Source organism: Paracoccus spongiarum (genome assembly GCF_030732095.1).
Taxonomy (GTDB): Bacteria; Pseudomonadota; Alphaproteobacteria; order Rhodobacterales; family Rhodobacteraceae; genus Paracoccus; species Paracoccus spongiarum.
In genome coordinates this window covers 353386-370724 of the sequence record NZ_JAVAMQ010000001.1, presented here as the reverse complement: position 1 = coordinate 370724, position 17339 = coordinate 353386, and the positions used below count along the sequence as shown (strand labels likewise).

The 17339-nt window shown below is 68.0% G+C and carries 16 protein-coding genes; 5 read left to right on the top strand and 11 right to left on the bottom strand.

Going from position 1 to position 17339, the window contains the following annotated elements; translation table 11 throughout:
• Positions 1-2391: a glycogen/starch/alpha-glucan phosphorylase gene (locus tag Q5Y72_RS01855; protein ID WP_305961710.1), complete on the top strand. Its 2391-nt coding sequence runs from the start codon at positions 1-3 to the stop codon at positions 2389-2391.
• 69 nt (positions 2392-2460) lie between these two features.
• Here the strand turns inward: Q5Y72_RS01855 and Q5Y72_RS01850 are convergent, their stop codons facing one another.
• Positions 2461-3819 (bottom strand): NCS1 family transporter, encoded by a 1359-nt coding sequence (locus Q5Y72_RS01850; RefSeq protein ID WP_305961709.1) that lies wholly within the window; start codon positions 3817-3819, stop codon positions 2461-2463.
• A 35-nt stretch (positions 3820-3854) separates the two neighbouring features.
• Complete coding sequence (locus Q5Y72_RS01845) at positions 3855-4553, bottom strand: aspartate/glutamate racemase family protein (protein WP_305961708.1); 699 nt, start codon at positions 4551-4553, stop codon at positions 3855-3857.
• A gap of 127 nt (positions 4554-4680) precedes the next feature.
• Here Q5Y72_RS01845 and Q5Y72_RS01840 point away from each other — a divergent pair, with 127 nt between their 5' ends.
• Positions 4681-5352 carry a GntR family transcriptional regulator gene (locus Q5Y72_RS01840; RefSeq protein ID WP_305961707.1) on the top strand — a complete coding sequence of 224 codons (672 nt, stop codon included), beginning with the start codon at positions 4681-4683 and terminating at the stop codon, positions 5350-5352.
• Between the two features lie 91 nt (positions 5353-5443).
• Here Q5Y72_RS01840 and Q5Y72_RS01835 read toward each other — a convergent pair whose 3' ends face one another.
• Genes Q5Y72_RS01835 through Q5Y72_RS01825 form a run of 3 tightly spaced genes read right to left on the bottom strand, consistent with a single transcriptional unit; the run spans position 5444 to position 8461 of the window.
• Complete coding sequence (locus Q5Y72_RS01835) at positions 5444-6769, bottom strand: TRAP transporter large permease (protein WP_305961706.1); 1326 nt, start codon at positions 6767-6769, stop codon at positions 5444-5446.
• The gene (locus Q5Y72_RS01830; RefSeq protein WP_305961705.1) at positions 6766-7395 is read right to left on the bottom strand and encodes a TRAP transporter small permease; all 630 of its coding nucleotides are present in this window, start codon (positions 7393-7395) and stop codon (positions 6766-6768) included. The genes Q5Y72_RS01835 and Q5Y72_RS01830 overlap by 4 nt, the downstream gene beginning before the upstream one ends.
• Before the next feature lie 55 nt (positions 7396-7450).
• Complete coding sequence (locus tag Q5Y72_RS01825) at positions 7451-8461, bottom strand: TRAP transporter substrate-binding protein (RefSeq protein ID WP_305961704.1); 1011 nt, start codon at positions 8459-8461, stop codon at positions 7451-7453.
• A 122-nt stretch (positions 8462-8583) separates the two neighbouring features.
• Here Q5Y72_RS01825 and Q5Y72_RS01820 point away from each other — a divergent pair, with 122 nt between their 5' ends.
• Both Q5Y72_RS01820 and Q5Y72_RS01815 read left to right on the top strand, forming a co-directional pair.
• Positions 8584-10632 (top strand): PAS domain S-box protein, encoded by a 2049-nt coding sequence (locus tag Q5Y72_RS01820; RefSeq protein WP_305961703.1) that lies wholly within the window; start codon positions 8584-8586, stop codon positions 10630-10632.
• Positions 10620-11231, top strand: coding sequence for a response regulator transcription factor (locus Q5Y72_RS01815; protein ID WP_305961702.1), 612 nt, complete (start codon positions 10620-10622; stop codon positions 11229-11231). Before Q5Y72_RS01820 ends, Q5Y72_RS01815 begins: the two co-directional genes overlap by 13 nt.
• Here the strand turns inward: Q5Y72_RS01815 and Q5Y72_RS01810 are convergent.
• The 6 genes from Q5Y72_RS01810 to Q5Y72_RS01785 form a co-directional block, all read right to left on the bottom strand.
• A complete protein-coding gene (locus Q5Y72_RS01810) occupies positions 11228-12073 on the bottom strand; it encodes an alpha/beta fold hydrolase (RefSeq protein WP_305961701.1) in 846 nt (281 codons plus the stop codon). The genes Q5Y72_RS01815 and Q5Y72_RS01810 overlap by 4 nt on opposite strands.
• A 37-nt stretch (positions 12074-12110) precedes the next feature.
• On the bottom strand, positions 12111-12899 hold the full coding sequence (locus Q5Y72_RS01805; protein ID WP_305961700.1) for an enoyl-ACP reductase FabI: 789 nt from the start codon (positions 12897-12899) through the stop codon (positions 12111-12113).
• Positions 12900-12927: 28 nt separating this feature from the next.
• Positions 12928-14157 carry a beta-ketoacyl-ACP synthase I gene (gene fabB / locus Q5Y72_RS01800; protein WP_305961699.1) on the bottom strand — a complete coding sequence of 410 codons (1230 nt, stop codon included), beginning with the start codon at positions 14155-14157 and terminating at the stop codon, positions 12928-12930.
• A 22-nt stretch (positions 14158-14179) separates the two neighbouring features.
• Positions 14180-14689, bottom strand: coding sequence for a bifunctional 3-hydroxydecanoyl-ACP dehydratase/trans-2-decenoyl-ACP isomerase (fabA, locus tag Q5Y72_RS01795; RefSeq protein WP_305961698.1), 510 nt, complete (start codon positions 14687-14689; stop codon positions 14180-14182).
• A 144-nt stretch (positions 14690-14833) separates the two neighbouring features.
• Entirely contained in the window at positions 14834-15721 is an 888-nt protein-coding gene (locus Q5Y72_RS01790) for a glycosyltransferase family 2 protein (protein ID WP_305961697.1), read from the bottom strand.
• The gene (locus Q5Y72_RS01785) at positions 15718-16413 is read right to left on the bottom strand and encodes a flagellar basal body-associated FliL family protein (protein ID WP_305961696.1); all 696 of its coding nucleotides are present in this window, start codon (positions 16411-16413) and stop codon (positions 15718-15720) included. The genes Q5Y72_RS01790 and Q5Y72_RS01785 overlap by 4 nt, the downstream gene beginning before the upstream one ends.
• Before the next feature lie 152 nt (positions 16414-16565).
• Between Q5Y72_RS01785 and infC the strand changes: the two genes are divergently transcribed.
• Entirely contained in the window at positions 16566-17168 is a 603-nt protein-coding gene (infC, locus tag Q5Y72_RS01780; protein WP_443147227.1) for a translation initiation factor IF-3, read from the top strand.
• Positions 17169-17339: the final 171 nt, after the last annotated feature.

The window sequence follows — 17339 nt, the reverse complement described above, 5'->3', positions numbered from 1 at the left end:
TTGACCCAGCTTCCCTCCGCGCAGCAGTTGCGCGACCAGATCCTGTATCACCTGACCCACACGCAGGGTCGCGGTTCGGAATTCGCCACCACCTTCGACTGGCGGCTTGCCGTCAGCTACACGATCCGCGACCTGATCGTGACGCCCTGGATGGCGGCGATCCGCGCCTCGCGGGACCAGGGCGCCAAGCGGGTCTACTACCTGTCGATGGAGTTCCTGATCGGCCGCATCCTCGGCGATGCGATCATCAATCTGGGCCTCGACGCGGCGATGGACGAGGCGCTGGACCTCTTGGGCCTCGACAAGCAGGAGGTGTTGGACAACGAACCCGACGCCGCGCTTGGCAATGGCGGCCTGGGCCGGCTGGCCGCCTGCTTCATGGAATCGCTGTCCTCGCTGCAATGCCCGGCCTTCGGCTATGGCATCCGCTACGAGCATGGCCTGTTCCGGCAGCGGTTCGAGGCCGGCCAGCAGGTCGAGACACCCGAGGACTGGCTGAACCAGCCGCATCCCTGGGAGTTTGTGCGCATCGACTACAGCTATACCGTCGGTTTCAAGGGCCATGTCGAGGACCGCGACGGCCGCGCCGTCTGGCTGCCGGGCGAAAGCGTCGTGGCGCGGGCCTATGACACGCCCGTGGTCGGCTGGGAAGGCCATTGGGCGAACACGCTGCGGCTGTGGGGCGCCCATCCGACGACGCTGTTCGACCTGCACCGCTTCAACGCGGGCGATCACGCCGCCGCATCGGAACCCGAGGCGCTGGCGCGGACGCTGTCGCGGGTGCTGTATCCCGATGACGGCACCGAATCGGGCAAGGAGTTGCGGCTGAAGCAGGAATATTTTCTGACCTCGGCGGCGCTGCAGGACATCCTGCGCCGGTTCCTCGCCGAACATGACGACCTGAGCCTGCTGCCGCAGAAGGTGGCGATCCAGCTGAACGACACCCACCCCGCCATCGCCGGGCCGGAACTGATGCGCCTGCTGATGGACGAACACGGCCTCGATTTCGCCGAGGCTCGCGATCTGGCGCGCGGCACGCTGAACTATACCAACCACACGCTGCTGCCCGAGGCGCTGGAACGGTGGTCCACCTGGCTTCTGGGCCGGGTGCTGCCGCGGCACATGCAGATCATCCAGATGATCGACGAGGATCACCGCAAGACCTCGGGGCGGCCCGACCATGTCGCGATCCTGCGCCATGACGAGGTGCAGATGGGCGAACTGGCCTTCATCATGGCGGGCAAGGTAAACGGCGTCTCGGCGCTGCATACCGATCTGGTCAAGGAGACCGTCTTTGCCGATCTGCACCGGCTGCACCCCGACCGGATCGTGAACCAGACCAACGGCGTGACCCCGCGCCGCTGGCTGCGGATGTCGAACCCGGCGCTGGCGCGGCTGCTGGACGACAGCATCGGCACCGGCTGGACCAAGGACCTGGCCCAGCTGTCCAGGCTGGAAGCCCATGCCGACGACGCCGCCTTCCTGGATCGGCTGCGCGCCGCCAAGCGGGCCAACAAGGTCGTGCTGGCGAACGGGCTGCTGGCCGGGCTGGGCATCAAGGCCGATCCCGACGCGATCTTCGACGTGCAGGTCAAGCGCATCCATGAATACAAGCGGCAATTGCTGAACATCCTCGAGGCGATCGCGCTGTGGCAGCGCATCCATGACGACCCGAACGCCGACTGGACGCCGCGGCTGAAGATCTTCGGCGGCAAGGCGGCGCCGGGCTACTGGCTGGCCAAGACGGTGATCCACCTGATCAACGACGTGGCCGCGACGATCAACAAGGACCCCGTCACCTCGAAGTTCCTGCAGATCGCCTATCCGCCGAACTACAACGTGTCGATGGCCGAGGACCTGATCCCCGCCGCCGATCTCAGCGAACAGATCTCGACGGCCGGCAAGGAGGCGTCGGGCACCGGCAACATGAAGTTCACCATGAACGGCGCGCTGACCATCGGCACGCTGGACGGCGCCAATGTCGAGATCCGCGAGCATGTGGGCGCCGAGAACTTCTTCCTGTTCGGGCTGACCGCCGACGAGGCGGCGCGGGTCCGCGCGAGGCCCGGCCATGCCCGCGCCGCGATCGAGAAAAGCGAGGACCTGCGCGCCGCCCTTCAGATGATCGCCGAGGGCAAGTTCTCGGGCGGGCGGGCCGATCCCTATTTCTCGCTTCTGGACCGCACCTGGCATGACGATCCGTTCCTCGTCGCCTCGGATTTCGAGGATTATTTCGCCACGCAGCGCAAGGTCGACGCGGCCTATCGCGACGCGCCGCATTGGGACCGGATGGCCGCGCTGAACATCGCGCGGTCGGGCTTCTTCTCGTCGGACCGCACGATCCGCGGCTACATGCAGGATGTCTGGCACATCGAGCCCGTCACCCTCTGACCGGGACGCCATGCGAAGGGGGCGAGCCTTCGCGAAGGCTCGCCCCCTGTTCCCGGCGCGGCGGCGTCCTCAGGCGAGGAAGCGGCGGGCCGAGGGCAGGTTCTTCATCAGCAGGTAGTAGGTGACGCCGGCCGGGATCAGGCTGGCATACCAGCTGACCCCCGAAAAGATCAGCGCGGCGAGGACACCGACCACGGTGGCGATGACCGCCGCGGGATTCACGCCCCGATAGGGCCCTTCGGCGTCATAGAGGTGGTCGAGGTTCAGAACCTGCCTGCGGATGATGTAGTAGTCCACCACCAGGATCGCGAAGATCGGGCCCAGGAAGGCGCTGTAGGTCTGGATGAACAGGCTGAGGCCCGCCGCCGATTCGTCGCGCACCAGCATCCAGGGGAAGGTCGCGAAGGCCAGCAGCCCGACGATCACCGCCGCCGCCTTGAAGGGCAGCTTGAACACGTCCATCATCGCATAGGCCGGCGGCACGACGTTGTTGAGAATGTTCGTGGTGACCTGCGCGAAGGCGATGAACAGAAGCGTGACGACCAGCAGGATCTTGTTGTCCACGGCGCTGGAGAACACCTTGATCGGATCGACCTCGCCGGTGGCCGAGGACACCATCAGCCCGATCAGCCCCATGAACAGCGTCGCGGGCAGGATCGAGTTGGCATAGATCACCACCTGCCGCACCGGCCCGACCCTGTGCTGCAATTCGCGCGAGTAGTCCGACACGTTCAGCATCATCGTGGAATAGACGCCCAGGAACAGCATGGTCGCGCCCCAGAACGGCGCCCCCCAGGTGCCTTCCGCGTTGATCAGGTTCGCGCTGATCTCGTCGCCATAGCGGTTGATGACGCTGAAGAACATGTAGACCAGCGAGCCGATGATGAACACGGCGCCGATGTTTTCCAGCCATTTGATGCCGTGGAAGCCCAGCACCGACAGGGCGATCTGCAGGAACTGGAAGCCGATGAAGAACACCCAGATGTTGGAATAGCCGAACATCGTCTCCGAGACGAGGTTCAGCGCCCCGGCGCCGATCCAGCTCTGGAAGCCGTACCAGACGATCGCGGGGACCGAACGGACGAGGGCGGGCAGGCGGGTGCCGGAAAAGCCGTAGGCCGACCGGGCCTGCACCATGAAGGGGATGCCATAGCGATGTCCGGCGCGGCCGTTGATCATAAGCGCGACACCGATGACGCCGCAGCCGATGGCGATGGCCAGGAAGGTCTGAAGCAGGTTCAGCGTGCCGACGAGGCCCGATCCCACCGTGAAGGTGCCGATCGACACGCAGCCGCCCAGCCAGGCGAAGAGATAGGACCACGGGTCCATGATCCGGGTCTGCTGGGGCGCCAGCGATTCCTCGCCCAGCCCCTTTTCATGTTCGGCGCCAAGGGGCGCGGCGCCGGCCGTCATCTCGGTCTGTGTCATGGTGTTTCTCCCTGTCATCTGAACCTGTTCTCGGGTCATTTCGCGTTCGGGACGGCATAGGCCCCGATCTTGCTGGTCTTCAGCCCGGCGCCCACCAGCGCCTCGGCGAATTTCGTGGCGGCGCTGACGCCGTCGATGACCGGGATGCCGGTCTCGAGGCTGAGCCATTCGGTCAGGTCGGCCATGCCCGCGCAGCCCAGCACCACCGCCTCGCAGCCATCCTCGTCGATGGCCCGCAGGATCTCGTCGCGGATCAGCAGGCGGGCGTTCGAGCCGGGCTCCTCGAGCGCCAGCACCGGGATCGCGGCCGAGCGAACCCTGCGGCACTGATGGTCAAGGCCATAGCGGCGCACCAGCTCCTCGATCACCGGGACCGACCGCGGCAGCGTGGTCACGACCGAGAACGAGGTGGCGATCATGCTGGCGGCCTTCACGGCGGCCTCGCAGATGCCGATGACCGGACCGGTCGCGACCTCGCGGCAGGCGCCGATCGCCGGGTCGTCGAAACAGGCCACGACGATCGCGTCGGCCTGCGCGCGCTCGGCCTCCTGCACCTCGCGCAGAAGATGCGCGGCGCACATCACCTCGTCGAAATGCCCTTCGATGCTGGCCGGCGCGCCATGCGCGGTGCGGCCCTCGATCTGCACGCCCGGCGCGGCGACGGCGCGGGCCGAGGCGATGATCTTCTCGGTCATCGAGGCGGTCGAGTTCGGGTTGATGACAAACAGTTTCATGGCGGCTCCCCTGCTGAGTCGCCATATTGTTATCATAAGTTGTTAACAATCGAGAGTCATATTTTTCTGCTCGGATTTGCGGCGAAATAATGTTGCCCTCGCTTGTGGATGGTGCAATTTGAGGATCATGGACAAGCCCCTGGACCTGCTGATCGTCGATAGCATCCTGGACGCAATTGCGGACCAGCGGCTGCCGGCCGGCACCAAGCTGGGGGAACAGGCGCTGTCGGACATCTTCGGCTGCAACCGCGCCAATGTGCGCCGCGCGCTGGCCACGCTGACCGCGCACCAGGTCGTCGATCTGCTGCCCAATCGCGGCGCCTATGTCGCCACCCCAACGCCCGAGGATGCGCGCAACGTCTTCCAGGCCCGCCGCGCCATCGAGACGACGATCTGCCGCAATGTGGTGCGCCGGGCCACGGCGGAAGACATCGCCGCGCTGCGCCGCCACCTGATCGAGGAGGACGCCGCACGGGGCCGTGACAACCGCCCCGCCGCCATCCGCCTGTCGCGCGGCTTCCACATCCTGATGGCGCGGCTGGGCGGCAACCCGGTGCTGGCGCGCTATCTGGAAGAACTGACCATGCGCAGTTCGCTGATCATCGGGCTTTACGCGACCGCGCCGGTGACGCTGTGCGCCGAGGACGAGCATCGCGGCATCGTGGCGGCCATCGAGGCGGGCGACGAGGCCACGGCGCTGCGCCTGCTGGACGAACATCTGCGCCATCTGGAAGCCGGTATCGACTTCGACCGCGAACGGGTGGTCGCCGGCAGCCTGTCGGCGGCCCTGCGCGGCTAGGGCCGGCCGAGGCCCCCAAAAGAATGCAGCGCGGGGCAGCCTTCGCCGCCCCGCACCATGTCCTGTCAGGCGCCGGATACCGCCCTGCGGGTCAGCCCATGCCCAGAAGCCTCGGCAGCAACAGCGAGATTTCGGGGATGTAGGTAACCAGCATCAGGAATGTCAGCGCGGTCAGCAGCCAGGGGAACGTGGCTCGGCTGACCTCGGTCAGACCCAGCCGCGAAATGGCCGAGCCGACATAGAGGTTCAGCCCCACCGGCGGCGTACACAGCCCGATCTCCATGTTGACGACCATCATGATCCCGAAATGCACCGGATCGACACCCAGCTTGACGGCGACGGGATAGAGGATCGGCGCCATGATCAGCACGATGGCCGAGGGCTCCATAACCATGCCGACCATCAGCAGCATGACGTTCACGATTAGCAGGAAGCCGATCTTGCCAAGGCCCAGGTCCACGATCCAGGCCGACATCGCCTGCGGGATCTGTTCGCTGGTCAGGATGAAGGCGAACATCACGGCGTTGGTGATGATGTAGAGCAGCATCGCCGCCATCGCCGCCGAGGACAGCAGCACCTTGGGCACGTCGCGCAGCCGGATGTCCTTGTAGACCCAGACTGCGATCACGAAGGCATAGACGGCGCTGACCGCGGCGGCCTCGGTGGGGGTGAAGATGCCGCCATAGATGCCGCCCATGATGATGACGATCAGCATCAGCCCCCAGACCGACTCGCGGAAGGCGCGCCAGCGTTCGCCGAATGTGGCGCGCGGCATCCGCGGATAGCCGTTCCTCCACGCCTTCCAGACGGTCGTGCCGCCCAGCATCGTGGCCAGCATCAGGCCGGGGATGACGCCCGCCATGAACAGCGTGCCGATCGAGGCAGACAGCACCTGCTCGCCCTCGGGGCCGGTCACGACCATGCCCGAGGTGGCGACCGAATACATCACCATCACGATCGAGGGCGGGATCAGGATGCCGAGGCCGCCGGCCGTCGCGATCGAGCCCACGCCGAATTGCGGCGGATAGCCCTGCCTGACCATCGCCGGGATCAGGATCGAGCCGACCGCCATCACCGTCGCGGGCGACGAGCCCGAGATCGCGGCGAACAGCGCGCAGGCCAGCACCGCGGCCAGCCCCATCCCGCCATACCAGTGCCCCACCATGGCGCTGGCAAAGCGGATCATCCGCCGCGCCACGCCGCCATGGGTCAGGAAGTTTCCGGCCAGGATGAAGAACGGGATCGCCATGATCTCGAACTTCTCGATGCCGGTGAACAGCTTCAGCGCGATGCTGTCCATCGGGATCTGGGTAAAGCCGAACAGGAAGGCAAAGACCGTCAGGCCCAGCGCGATCGAGACCGGCATGCCGGTGATCAGCAGCGCCGACAGGATCAGGAAGATGATCAGCGCGGTCATGACTTGCCCTCCGAGGCGGCTTCGGCCTCTTCCTCGATGCCCTCGACCGAGCCGAGGTCGTGATGCGCGATCTCGCCCGTGGTCAGGAAGAGCCACAGGGCCTGCACGAAGCGGAAGCACATCAGCGCCGATCCAAGCGGCACGGCCAGATAGATGATCCACATCTTCAGTTCCAGGTCGGGCGAGGTCTGGCCGCCCTTGTAGACATGCCAGACGAAATCGGTGCCGATCCAGGCGATGATGAAGGTGAACAGGATGCCGCCCGACATGGCGATGACGGTGATGGTCTTGCGCGCCGCGCCCTCGAGCCGTTCGGCCAGGATGTCGACGCCCACATGGATGCCGATGCGGACGCCATAGGCGGCGCCGAACTTGGCCATCCACACGAACAGGTAGATGCACGCCTCTTGCGCCCAGGTCAGCTTGATCGCGTTGATCGACTTGAAGATCGACCGCGCCCAGTCCTGAAGGCCGGGCAGGTCGTTGGCGCGGGCGTAGCCCACGAGATCGGCGGCGAAGCCGATCGAGAATCGGTGCACGACCGCAATGAAGATCAGGACGACCGCAAGGGCCATCAGGAACGAGATCAGGATTTCTTCAAAGCGGTCGAGGATGCGCAACAGCATGGCAAACCTCGGAGATGATGCGGGGGGCGCGGAACTGCGCCCCCCGGGGTGACGATCAGCTGTTGGTCCCCAGGGTGTCGTAGACCTTCTGGATCAGGTCGGCGCCGATCCGGTCGGCCATCTCCTCATGGACGGGGCGAAGGGTGGCTTCCCATTCGGCGCGCTCTTCCTCGGTCAGCTCGTGGAATTCGGTGGTGCCGGCATCCATCATGGCCTGCAGCGCCTTGTTGTTTTCCTCTTCGGCGATGCCGTTGGCATAGTCGGTGGCCTCGGCCATCGCCTTGTCCAGATTGGCGCGCACATCCTCGGGCAGGCCGTCCCAGAACGCCTTGTTCACGATCACCGCATAGCCCAGATAGCCGTGGCGCGACAATGTGGCGTGCTTCTGCACCTCGTTCATCTTCTGGGTATACATGTTCGAGGGCGGGTTCTCGGTGCCGTCCACGACGCCGGTCTGCAGCGCCTGATAGACCTCGCTGAACGCCATCACCTGCGGCACGGCGCCCAGCGCCTCCATCTGCGCCTCGAGGATCTTCGAGGACTGGATGCGCATCTTCAGGCCCAGGAAGTCGTCGGGCACCTGCAGCGGGCTGTTGGCCGACATGATCTTGAAGCCGTTGTCCCAGTAGGCCAGCCCGGTGATGCCCTTGTCCTGCAGCATCCCCAGAAGCTCCTCGCCCACCGGACCCTCGGTGATCTGGCGCAGCTGGTCGCGGCCGTCGAACAGCATCGGCAGGTCGAACAGCTCGAACTGCTGGACGCCCAGCGGGCCGAACTTGGCCAGCGACGGCGCCAGCATCTGCACCGCGCCCAGTTGCAGGGCCTCAAGCTCTTCCTTGTCCTTGTAGAGCTGGCTGTTGGGATAGACTTCGACCTTCACCTTGCCTTCGGTGTACTGCTCGGCCAGTTCCTTGAACTTCTCGGCGCCCTTGCCCTTGGGCGTGTCGGGCGCCACGACATGGCTGAACTTGATGGTGATCGGCTCCTGCGCGGCGGCGGGCAGCGCGGCGGTCAGCGCGATGGCGGCGGCGCCCGCAAGGCGCACGAGGCTGCGGCGGTTCAGCATGGTTCTCTCCTCCGTTGGTCCCGCCCTCCCGGCGGGTCAGCGATTCCTTGCCACGCGCGGCGGCCTCTCGCTATTGTGGGTTTCCGCAACAGGGCGGGCGGCGGCAGGTGCAAGGGGGGCAGGTGCAGGGGCGGCAGGACAGCGCGCGGCAGGGCAGGACCGGGCCGGACCGGGCGCGGCCGGATCGGGCGGCGGGCGTCGCGCTGCCGGGCGATCCGTGGGCGCGCGACCCGCAGCGGCCGCGGCTGCGCCGGCTGGATCTTCTGTCGCTGGTGCCGCTGGTGGCGATCATCGCGCTGGTGGCGCTGGTGTCGGCGGTGATCTGGGCGGTCGGCCGCAACGAGGCCGAACAGGCCCGTGTCAAGCTGGCCACCGACGCGCTGTGGGTCGAGCAGACCCTGCGCTTCCAGATGTCGGTCGACGAGGACATGCTGACCCGGCTGGCGCTGGAGGCGGCGGGCGGCACCGACACCGCGGCGCTGGACCTGCGGGCGCGGCTGCACATCGCCACCAATCCCGAGATCCTGTCGATCATCTGGCACGACGCGGACGGGCGCCGGGTGCGCACGCTGCCGGGCACCGGCGCGCCGGGCGACGATGCGCTGATCGCCCGGCTGGCGCAGTCGGGCGCGCGGGGGTCGCGGCCGATCTATGGCGATGTCCAGCCCGGCGGGACGGTCAGCATGGGCATGGCGCTGGCGGGCGGCACCGGCCATGTCACCGCCACCATCTCGCTGCCGCTGCTGCTCGAGCGCCATGTGCCGTGGTGGATCGCCGAGCAGTATGGCGTGCGGATCTTCTCGGCCTCGGGGCAGGAACATGCCGCCCGGCAGCGGTTCCAGCCCGATCCAGACAACCCGGCCCATGCGATCAGCTTCGATCCGCCCCTGCGCGGCACGCTGCTGGGCATCACCGCCTACGAGGCGCCGGCCGCCGTCCGCTCGGCGCTGGTGCTGGGGGCGATCGCGGCGCTGGCGGTGTTTGCGGTGCTGGCGCTGCTGGTGCTGTTCGCCAATGCGGCCCGCCGCCGGCGGGCCGAGGCGCGGCTGTCGGCCGAGACCGCCTTTCGCCGCTCGATGGAGGAAAGCCTGACCGTGGGGCTGCGCGCCAAGGATCACCAGGGCCGCATCCTCTATGTCAACTCTGCCTTCTGCAAGCTGGTCGGCCGCGAGGCGGGCGATCTGGTCGGCCGCGACCCGCCAATGCCCTATTGGGACCCCGCGCGGATCGCCGAGACCGAGGCGCGGCATCGCCGGCTGGAGGCATCGGGCCGGGTGTCGCAAAGCTTCGAGACGCAGTTCCGCCACCGAGACGGCCACGCGATCGACGTGCAGGTGTTCGAGGCGCCGCTGATCGACGCGGCCGGCCAGCACCGCGGCTGGATGGGGTCGGTCATCGACATCACCGACCAGAAGCGCGCCGCCCGCATGGCCCGCGCGCAGGACGAGACGATGGCCCGCACCGGCCGGCTGGTCACGCTGGGCGAGATGGCCTCGACCCTGGCGCATGAACTGAACCAGCCGCTCTCGGCGATCGCCTCCTACGCCGCGGGCATGGCCAACCTGATGGAACGCGGCGAGGCCGATCCGCAGGTGCTGCGCCCGGCGATCGACAAGATGGCCCGGCAGGCCGACCGCGCCGGCCGCATCATCCGCCACATCCAGGACCTTGTGAAGAAGCGCGAGCCGCGCTTTGCGCCCACGCGGCTGGATGAGGTGGTGACCGAGACGGTCGGTTTTCTGGCCGCCGACGCGCGCGAACACCGGGTGCGGCTGGAAAGCCGCATCGAGGCCACCCCCGAGATCGCCGCCGATCGCATCCTGCTGGAACAGGTGCTGATCAACCTGATCCGCAACGGCATGGAGGCGATGTCGGACCGGCGCAGCGGCGACAGCCTGACCGTGCGGCTGCTGACCGACCGCGGCCAGGCGGTGATCGAGGTGACCGACCAGGGCAGCGGCATCTCCGACGAGATGGCCGGCCGGCTGTTCGACGCCTTCGCCACCACCAAGGCGCAGGGCATGGGCATGGGGCTGAAGATCTGCCGCTCGATCGTCGAGCTGCATCGCGGCCAGCTGAGCCACGCGCCGGCCGCCGGGGGCGGCACGGTGTTCCGCATCGGCCTGCCGCTGCGCGGTGCAGAGGAAGGAGCGACCTCATGGGCGGCATGATCGAAGTCGTCGATGACGACGAGGCGATCCGCGACGCGCTGGCCTTCCTGTTCGCCTCGCGCGGGCTTGCCGCCCGCGCCTGGCCCTCGGGCGAGGCCTTTCTGGGCGCCCAGCCGCTGGATGGGTCGGCCTGCATCATCCTGGACGTGCGGATGGGCGCGTTGACCGGCCCCGAGGTTTTCGAACGGCTGCGCGCCGCCGGCAGCCTGGTGCCGGTGATCTTCCTGACCGGCCATGCCGACGTGCCGGTCGCGGTGCGCACGCTGAAGGCCGGGGCGTTCGATTTCCTCGAAAAGCCCTTCAACGACAACCAGATCGTCGATCTGGCACTGCGCGCCATCGCCAGTCACCGCGAGGCCGAGGCCGGCGCAGCCTTGCGGCGCGACCTTGCCGCGCGCCGCGCCACGCTGTCGCCGCGCGAGGAAGAGGTGATGGCGCTGATCCTGTCGGGCGCGCTGAACAAGCAGATCGCCGACACGCTGAACATCGCGATGCGCACCGTCGAGGTGCATCGCGGCCGGGTTCTGTCGAAGATGGGCGCCCGCAACGGGATCGAGCTGGCCGCGATGCTGGCCGGCGAGGGGCGCGAGGCGGGCTAGGCTTGTGCGGCCATCGCCGCGCGGCAATCCGCGATCCAGCCCCGCAGCACCTGCAGCGATTGCGGCTCGTCCAGCCAGGGCACATGGGCGCGTCCGGGCACCTCGGCCGCGCGCAGATCGGGCCGTTCGGCCGCCATCCGATCGGCCACGGCGCGCGACAGCAGGTCGGAATTCGCCCCCCGGATCAGCGCGACCGGCATTCCAGCCGTCGCGGCCCAAAGGGGCCACAGGTCGGGAGCCTCGCCCTCGAAGGCGGCCAGAAACGCCTCGCGCAGTCCGGGATCATAGCGGATCACCAGGCCCTGCGGCGTTTCCTCGTAATGCTTGCGGGCATCCGACAGCCAGCGGCCTTCGGGGACATCCTCGAAGCCGGGCATCGCCGCCGGCAGACGTTCGGCCAGCGCAGCATGGGTCGGCGCGGCGGGATTGCGGCCCACATAGTCGAAGATCCGCTCCAGCCCCGCCTTCTCTATTTCGGGACCGACATCGTTCAGGCACAGGCCCAGCATCCGGTCGCGCGCCACCGCCGCCAGCAGCAGCCCGATCAGCCCGCCGCGCGAGGTGCCAAGGACCGCCGCGCGGGCGATCCCCAGGTGGTCCAGCAGGGCCAGCGCGTCGCGCCCCTCCTGCGGGACGGTATAGGTCGCGGTGCCGGTGCGGTCGGACTGGCCGCGCCCGCGGTAGTCCATGCGGACCATCCGGCAGCCGTCCAGATGCGGCGCGACATAGTCGAAATCGGCCATGTTGCGGGTCAGCCCGGCAAGGCATAGCACCGGCAGGCCCTCGCCCTCGTCGCGATAGGCAAGGCGCGCGCCATCGGCTGCGGTGAAGAACTGCGTCATCGGACCCCCTTCGGCTGCGGCCACAGGGCCGGCACGGTTACAGGTTTTCGGATTGTGGCATGCCGAGGACGTGATAGCCGCCATCGACGGTCACGATCTCGCCGGTCGTGCAGGCGCCCCAGTCGGACAGCAGCCAGCAGGCGGTGCCGCCGATCGCCTCCAGCGTGGCGTTGGCGCGCAGGGGCGCGTTCGCCTCGGTGTGGCGATAGGTCTTGCGCGCCCCGCCGATGGCCGCGCCGGCCAGCGTCTTCATCGGGCCGGGGCTGATCGCGTTGACGCGGATGCCGTCGGGGCCGAGATCATTGGCCAGATAGCGCACGCTTGCCTCCAGCGCCGCCTTGGCCACGCCCATCACGTTGTAGAACGGCGTCACCCGGTTCGAGCCGCCATAGGTCAGCGTGATGATGCCGCCGCCCGGCGCCATCATCGGATGCGCGCGCCGCGCCACCTCGATCAGCGAATAGCAGCTGATTTCAAGGCTGCGCTTGAAGTTCGCCCGGCTGGTGTTGACAAAGCGCCCGGTCAGTTCGTCCTTGTTGGAAAAGGCGATGGCGTGGACCAGGAAATCCAGCCGGCCCCAGCGTTCCGAGATCGCGGCGAAGGCCGCGTCCAGCGAGGCATCGTCGGTCACGTCCACATCCACGAGGAAATCCGACCCGACCGAGGCGGCCAGCGGTTCGACCCGCTTGCCGAACGCCTCGCCCTGATAGCTGAAGGCCAGCTCTGCGCCCTCGGCCGCCACGGACCGCGCGATGCCCCAGGCGATGGACCGGTCGTTGGCCACCCCCATCACAAGCCCGCGCCTGCCCTTCAGAAGTTCGCCCATGTCCTGCCCTCTGTGTCGTTTCCCGCCGTCAGTCGCGATAGCGCGACATCAGCAGCGTGGCGTTGGTGCCGCCGAAGCCGAAGCTGTTCGACAGCACCGAATCCAGCCCGGCATTGTCCACCCGCGCGGTCGCGATCTCGCCGGGCTGCAGGTCGGGGTCCAGCGTGGTGACATTGGCCGAGGCCGCGATGAAGTCGTGCTGCATCATCAGCAGGCAATAGATCGCCTCGTGCACACCGGTCGCGCCGAGGCTGTGGCCGGTCAACGACTTGGTGGAACTGACGGGCGGTGTGCTGCCCTCGCCAAAGACGCGGCGCAGCGCCCGGATCTCGCCCAGATCGCCCACCGGTGTCGAGGTGCCATGCGCGTTCACATAGCTGACCTTGCGGCCTTCCGGCAGCGTGGCCAGCGCCACCCGCATCGAGCGTTCGCCGCCCTCGCCCGAGGGGGCAACCATGTCGTATCCGTCGCTGGTGGCGCCGTAGCCCGTCACCTCGGCATAGATTCTGGCGCCGCGCGCCCTGGCGTGTTCCAGTTCCTCCAGCACCACGACGCCGCCGCCGCCGGCGATCACGAAACCGTCGCGGGTCGCGTCATAGGGCCGCGAGGCGGTTTCGGGCGTGTCGTTGTATTTCGACGACATCGCGCCCATCGCGTCGAACAGGCAGGACAGGGTCCAGTCCAGTTCCTCGCCGCCGCCGGCGAAGACGATGTCCTGCTTGCCCATCTGGATTTGCTCGACGCCGTTGCCGATGCAATGCGCGCTGGTCGAACAGGCCGAGGTGATCGAGTAGTTCACGCCCTTGATCTTGAAGGGCGTGGCGAGGCAGGCTGAATTCGTGGAGGACATGCAGCGCGTCACCATGAAGGGCCCCATGCGCTTGGGGCTGCCCTTCTCGATGACGATCTGGTGCGCCTCGAAGAAGTTCGAGGTGGACGGCCCGCCCGATCCCATGATCAGACCGCTGCGCGGGTTGGACACGTCGCTGTCCTCAAGCCCGCTGTCCTTGATCGCCTGTTCCATGGCGATGAAGTTGTAGGCCGCGCCGGGACCCATGAAGCGCAGGTTGCGCTTGTCGATGTGATCCTCGAGCACGATCTGCGGCATGCCGTGGACCTGGCTGCGAAAGCCGTGTTCGGCGTATTCGGGGGCAAAGACGATGCCCGAGCGTCCGGTGCGCAGGCTTTCGGTCACCTCGGCGGCATTGTTGCCGATGGGTGAGACGATGCCGATCCCGGTGATGACGACGCGCCGCATGGCAGCTCTCCTCCTGAAGATGTCAGCTGGTCGACAGCGCGACCTTCATGTCCCTGACCTGGTAGATCACCTCGCCATCGGCCTCGACGCGGCCGTCGGCCACGCCCATCGTCAGGCGGCGGGTCTGCACGGCCTTGGTGAAATCGACGGTATAGCGCAGCAGCTTGCGGTCGGGCCGGACCATCCCGGTCAGCTTGACCTCGCCCACGCCAAGCGCATAGCCGCGCCCCTCCCAGCCGCGCCAGCCGAGGTTGAAGCCGGTCAGCTGCCACAGCCCGTCAAGGCCGAGGCAGCCCGGCATGATCGGGTTGCCGGGAAAGTGGCAGGCGAAGAACCACAGGTCGGGGGTGATGTCGAACTCGGCGACCACATGGCCCTTGCCATGGGCGCCGCCATCCTCCGAGATGTCGGTGATCCGGTCCATCATCAGCATCGGCGGTTCGGGCAGCTGGGCGTTGCCGGGCCCGAACAGCTCGCCCCGGGCGCAGGCCAGCAGGTCGTCGCGGTCAAAGCTGGTTTGCGTCATCGCCATGCGGTCCTGCCTTCCTTCGCGGCGGTCGTTCCGTCCGCGTTCACGTTGCAGCCCGGTCTATCACTCGCGGCAAAGTCGGTGCAAGTCAAAGAGATGACGCCACCCGGCCCGCCGCGCCGCCCGTCCGAGGCGCCGGGGGGGCGGTCAGAACCACTGGCCCGGCTCGATCAGGCCCATATCCATCAGCTGCTGCGAGGACCAGTCGAACCGCTGCGAGTTGCGCCAGGTAAAGCCGCCGATCCGCTCGCGCGAGCCGGGATTGCCGACAAGCGCCTTGGCGACCCGGAAGGACAGGATCGCGGCGGTCAGGTTGTGATGCCAGGCGCAGGCATAGGTGTTGTATTCCTCGATGTTGAAGCGGTGGTCGGCGGTGATCCGCAGGCCCTTGCGGGCGCGGAACAGGCCGATCCGGTCGATGCGGCGGCGGTCGGCGGGCAGGTATTCCTCGAACCGCCAGCGCAGCCCGCCGTGGAAGTCCAACTGGCGGGGCAGAAGCTGGCCGTCGGGGCCGGGCCGGCCAAGTGCGAAATAGCCGCTGCGGTCGAACATCGCCTCGTTCAGGTCCACGGCGTCGGGCGCGCGATCAAGGTCGGGGGCGTAGAGGTCGATCACATAGGACAGCATCGCCTCGCGCCGTTCCTCGGTGTGGAAGGCCAGCATCTCGCCGATGCTGCGCGACTCGGCGAAGGGGTAGAAGAGAAACTCGGCGTTGAAGGCGTAAAACAGCCAGGTTCCCTCGGGCACCGCCGCGATCACGGCGTTGACCGCATCGACATGGGCCGCGGGCCGGCGGGTGTTCCACAGCAGGTTGGTGACCCGATCGTCCATCTCGTCGGGCAGCAGGACGGGTTCGGGCGACAGCGCCAGGATGTGCCTGAACCCCGCCTGCAGGTGATGGTCCAGTGTCTCGCGGATCGCCGCGCCATCCTCGATCAGCAGGATCGCCAGCGGCCCGCAGGACAGCGCCGCGGGGCGGCCGCGCAGGTAGCGTTCCAGCGTCGGCGTCGGCGGTGCCGCGGCCGCGGGCGTCATGGCATCACGGCCCTGACCTGCGCCAGCGCCTCGCGCAGCAGGTCGGGATTGCCGGCCGAGGTCTCGACCAGCCGGCGCAGGGTCGCTTTTTGCGTCTCGGGGATGGCGGCGCGGTCGATGATCGACATGACCTGCGCGGCGTCGAAGCCCTCGGGCGTCAGCAGCGTCTCGATGCGGGCGGCGGTGGCGGTGGCGTCCGCCGCTGCGGCGGCAGCCGCGGCCGCCTCGGCGGCGGCGTCGCCGGCCACGGTCGCGGCCTCGGTGGCGGTGGGGGGCGCGGCCACCGCTTCGGCGGCGCGGTCCGCGGCGGCGATGGCGGCCTCGGCGGCGGCCTCGGCCTCGGTCGCGGCGACGGCGCCTGCGTCGCTGTCCTCGGCGGCGCGCACCGCCTCGGCGGCGGCGTCGGCCGCGATGGCTGCCGCATCGGCTGCCGCATCGGCCGCCGCGGTCCCCGCCTCGCCGACTTCGGCACGCGGCGCATCGCCGGTCGCGGCCTTGGCTGCGGTGTCGGCCGCCTCCCGGGCCTCCTCGGCCGCGGCGTCGGCGATTTCCGCGGCCTCGCCGGCCGGCGTGGCGGGCAGGGCCGCCGGTTGCGCGATGGCCTCGGAATCCTCGGGACCGGGCTGCGTCCACCACCAGGCGCCGCCCAGGCCAAGGGCGAGAATCACGGTCAGCGGCAGAAGAAGGCGCATGGCAACGGTCTTTCGCAAGCGGCGCGCAACGGCGCCCGTCGGGGTTATGTCACAGCAACCGAACGCGGAAAAGCCGCCCGCGATCCGGTTGCCCCGCCGAAATCGCCGCGAAACCCGCCCCTTGCGGCGCGCAGGGCGCCAAATCCGGTTGAATCGCACTGTCCTCACGATTATTTTCGGTCTATTCCAGCCATGGCCATAAAAGGAGCAACGCCATAGCCCGCCGACCGCATAATGCACCGCCCACCCGTGACACCGGCCCCCGTGTCAACGAACGCATCCGCGTTTCCGAAATCCGCCTGATCGGACCCGATGGAGAGAATGTCGGCGTCGTGCCGCCCTCGGTCGGTCTCGACATGGCGCGCGATGCCGGGCTGGACCTGGTCGAGATCTCGCCCAACGCCACCCCGCCGGTCTGCAAGGTCATGGATCTTGGCAAGTTCAAGTACGAACAGCAGAAGCGCGAGGCCGAGGCGCGCAAGAAGCAGAAGATCATCGACATCAAGGAGGTGAAGTTCCGGCCCGGGACCGACACCCACGACTATGACGTGAAGATGCGCAACGTGATGAAATTCCTCGAGGGCGGCGACAAGGTGAAGGTCACCCTGCGCTTTCGCGGCCGCGAGATGGCCCACCAGGACCTGGGGCTGGACCTGCTGAACCGGGTGCGCGACGATGTCGGCGAGGCCGGCAAGGTCGAGGCCATGCCCAAGCTGGAAGGCCGGCAGATGGTGATGATGATCGCGCCACGCTAGGGCCGCGTCCGACCGGTGCCACAGGCCGCGCAGGCATCGCCGCGCGGCCTTTTTCGTGGCGCGCAGCCCCTCGGGATCGGTCATGGCGGCAGCCCCCGGATCGCGGTGCTGCTGCCAGTGTGGCCGGATGGCGCCGCGTCCTTGTCCGCCGCCGCCCGAACAGCGCCCGCC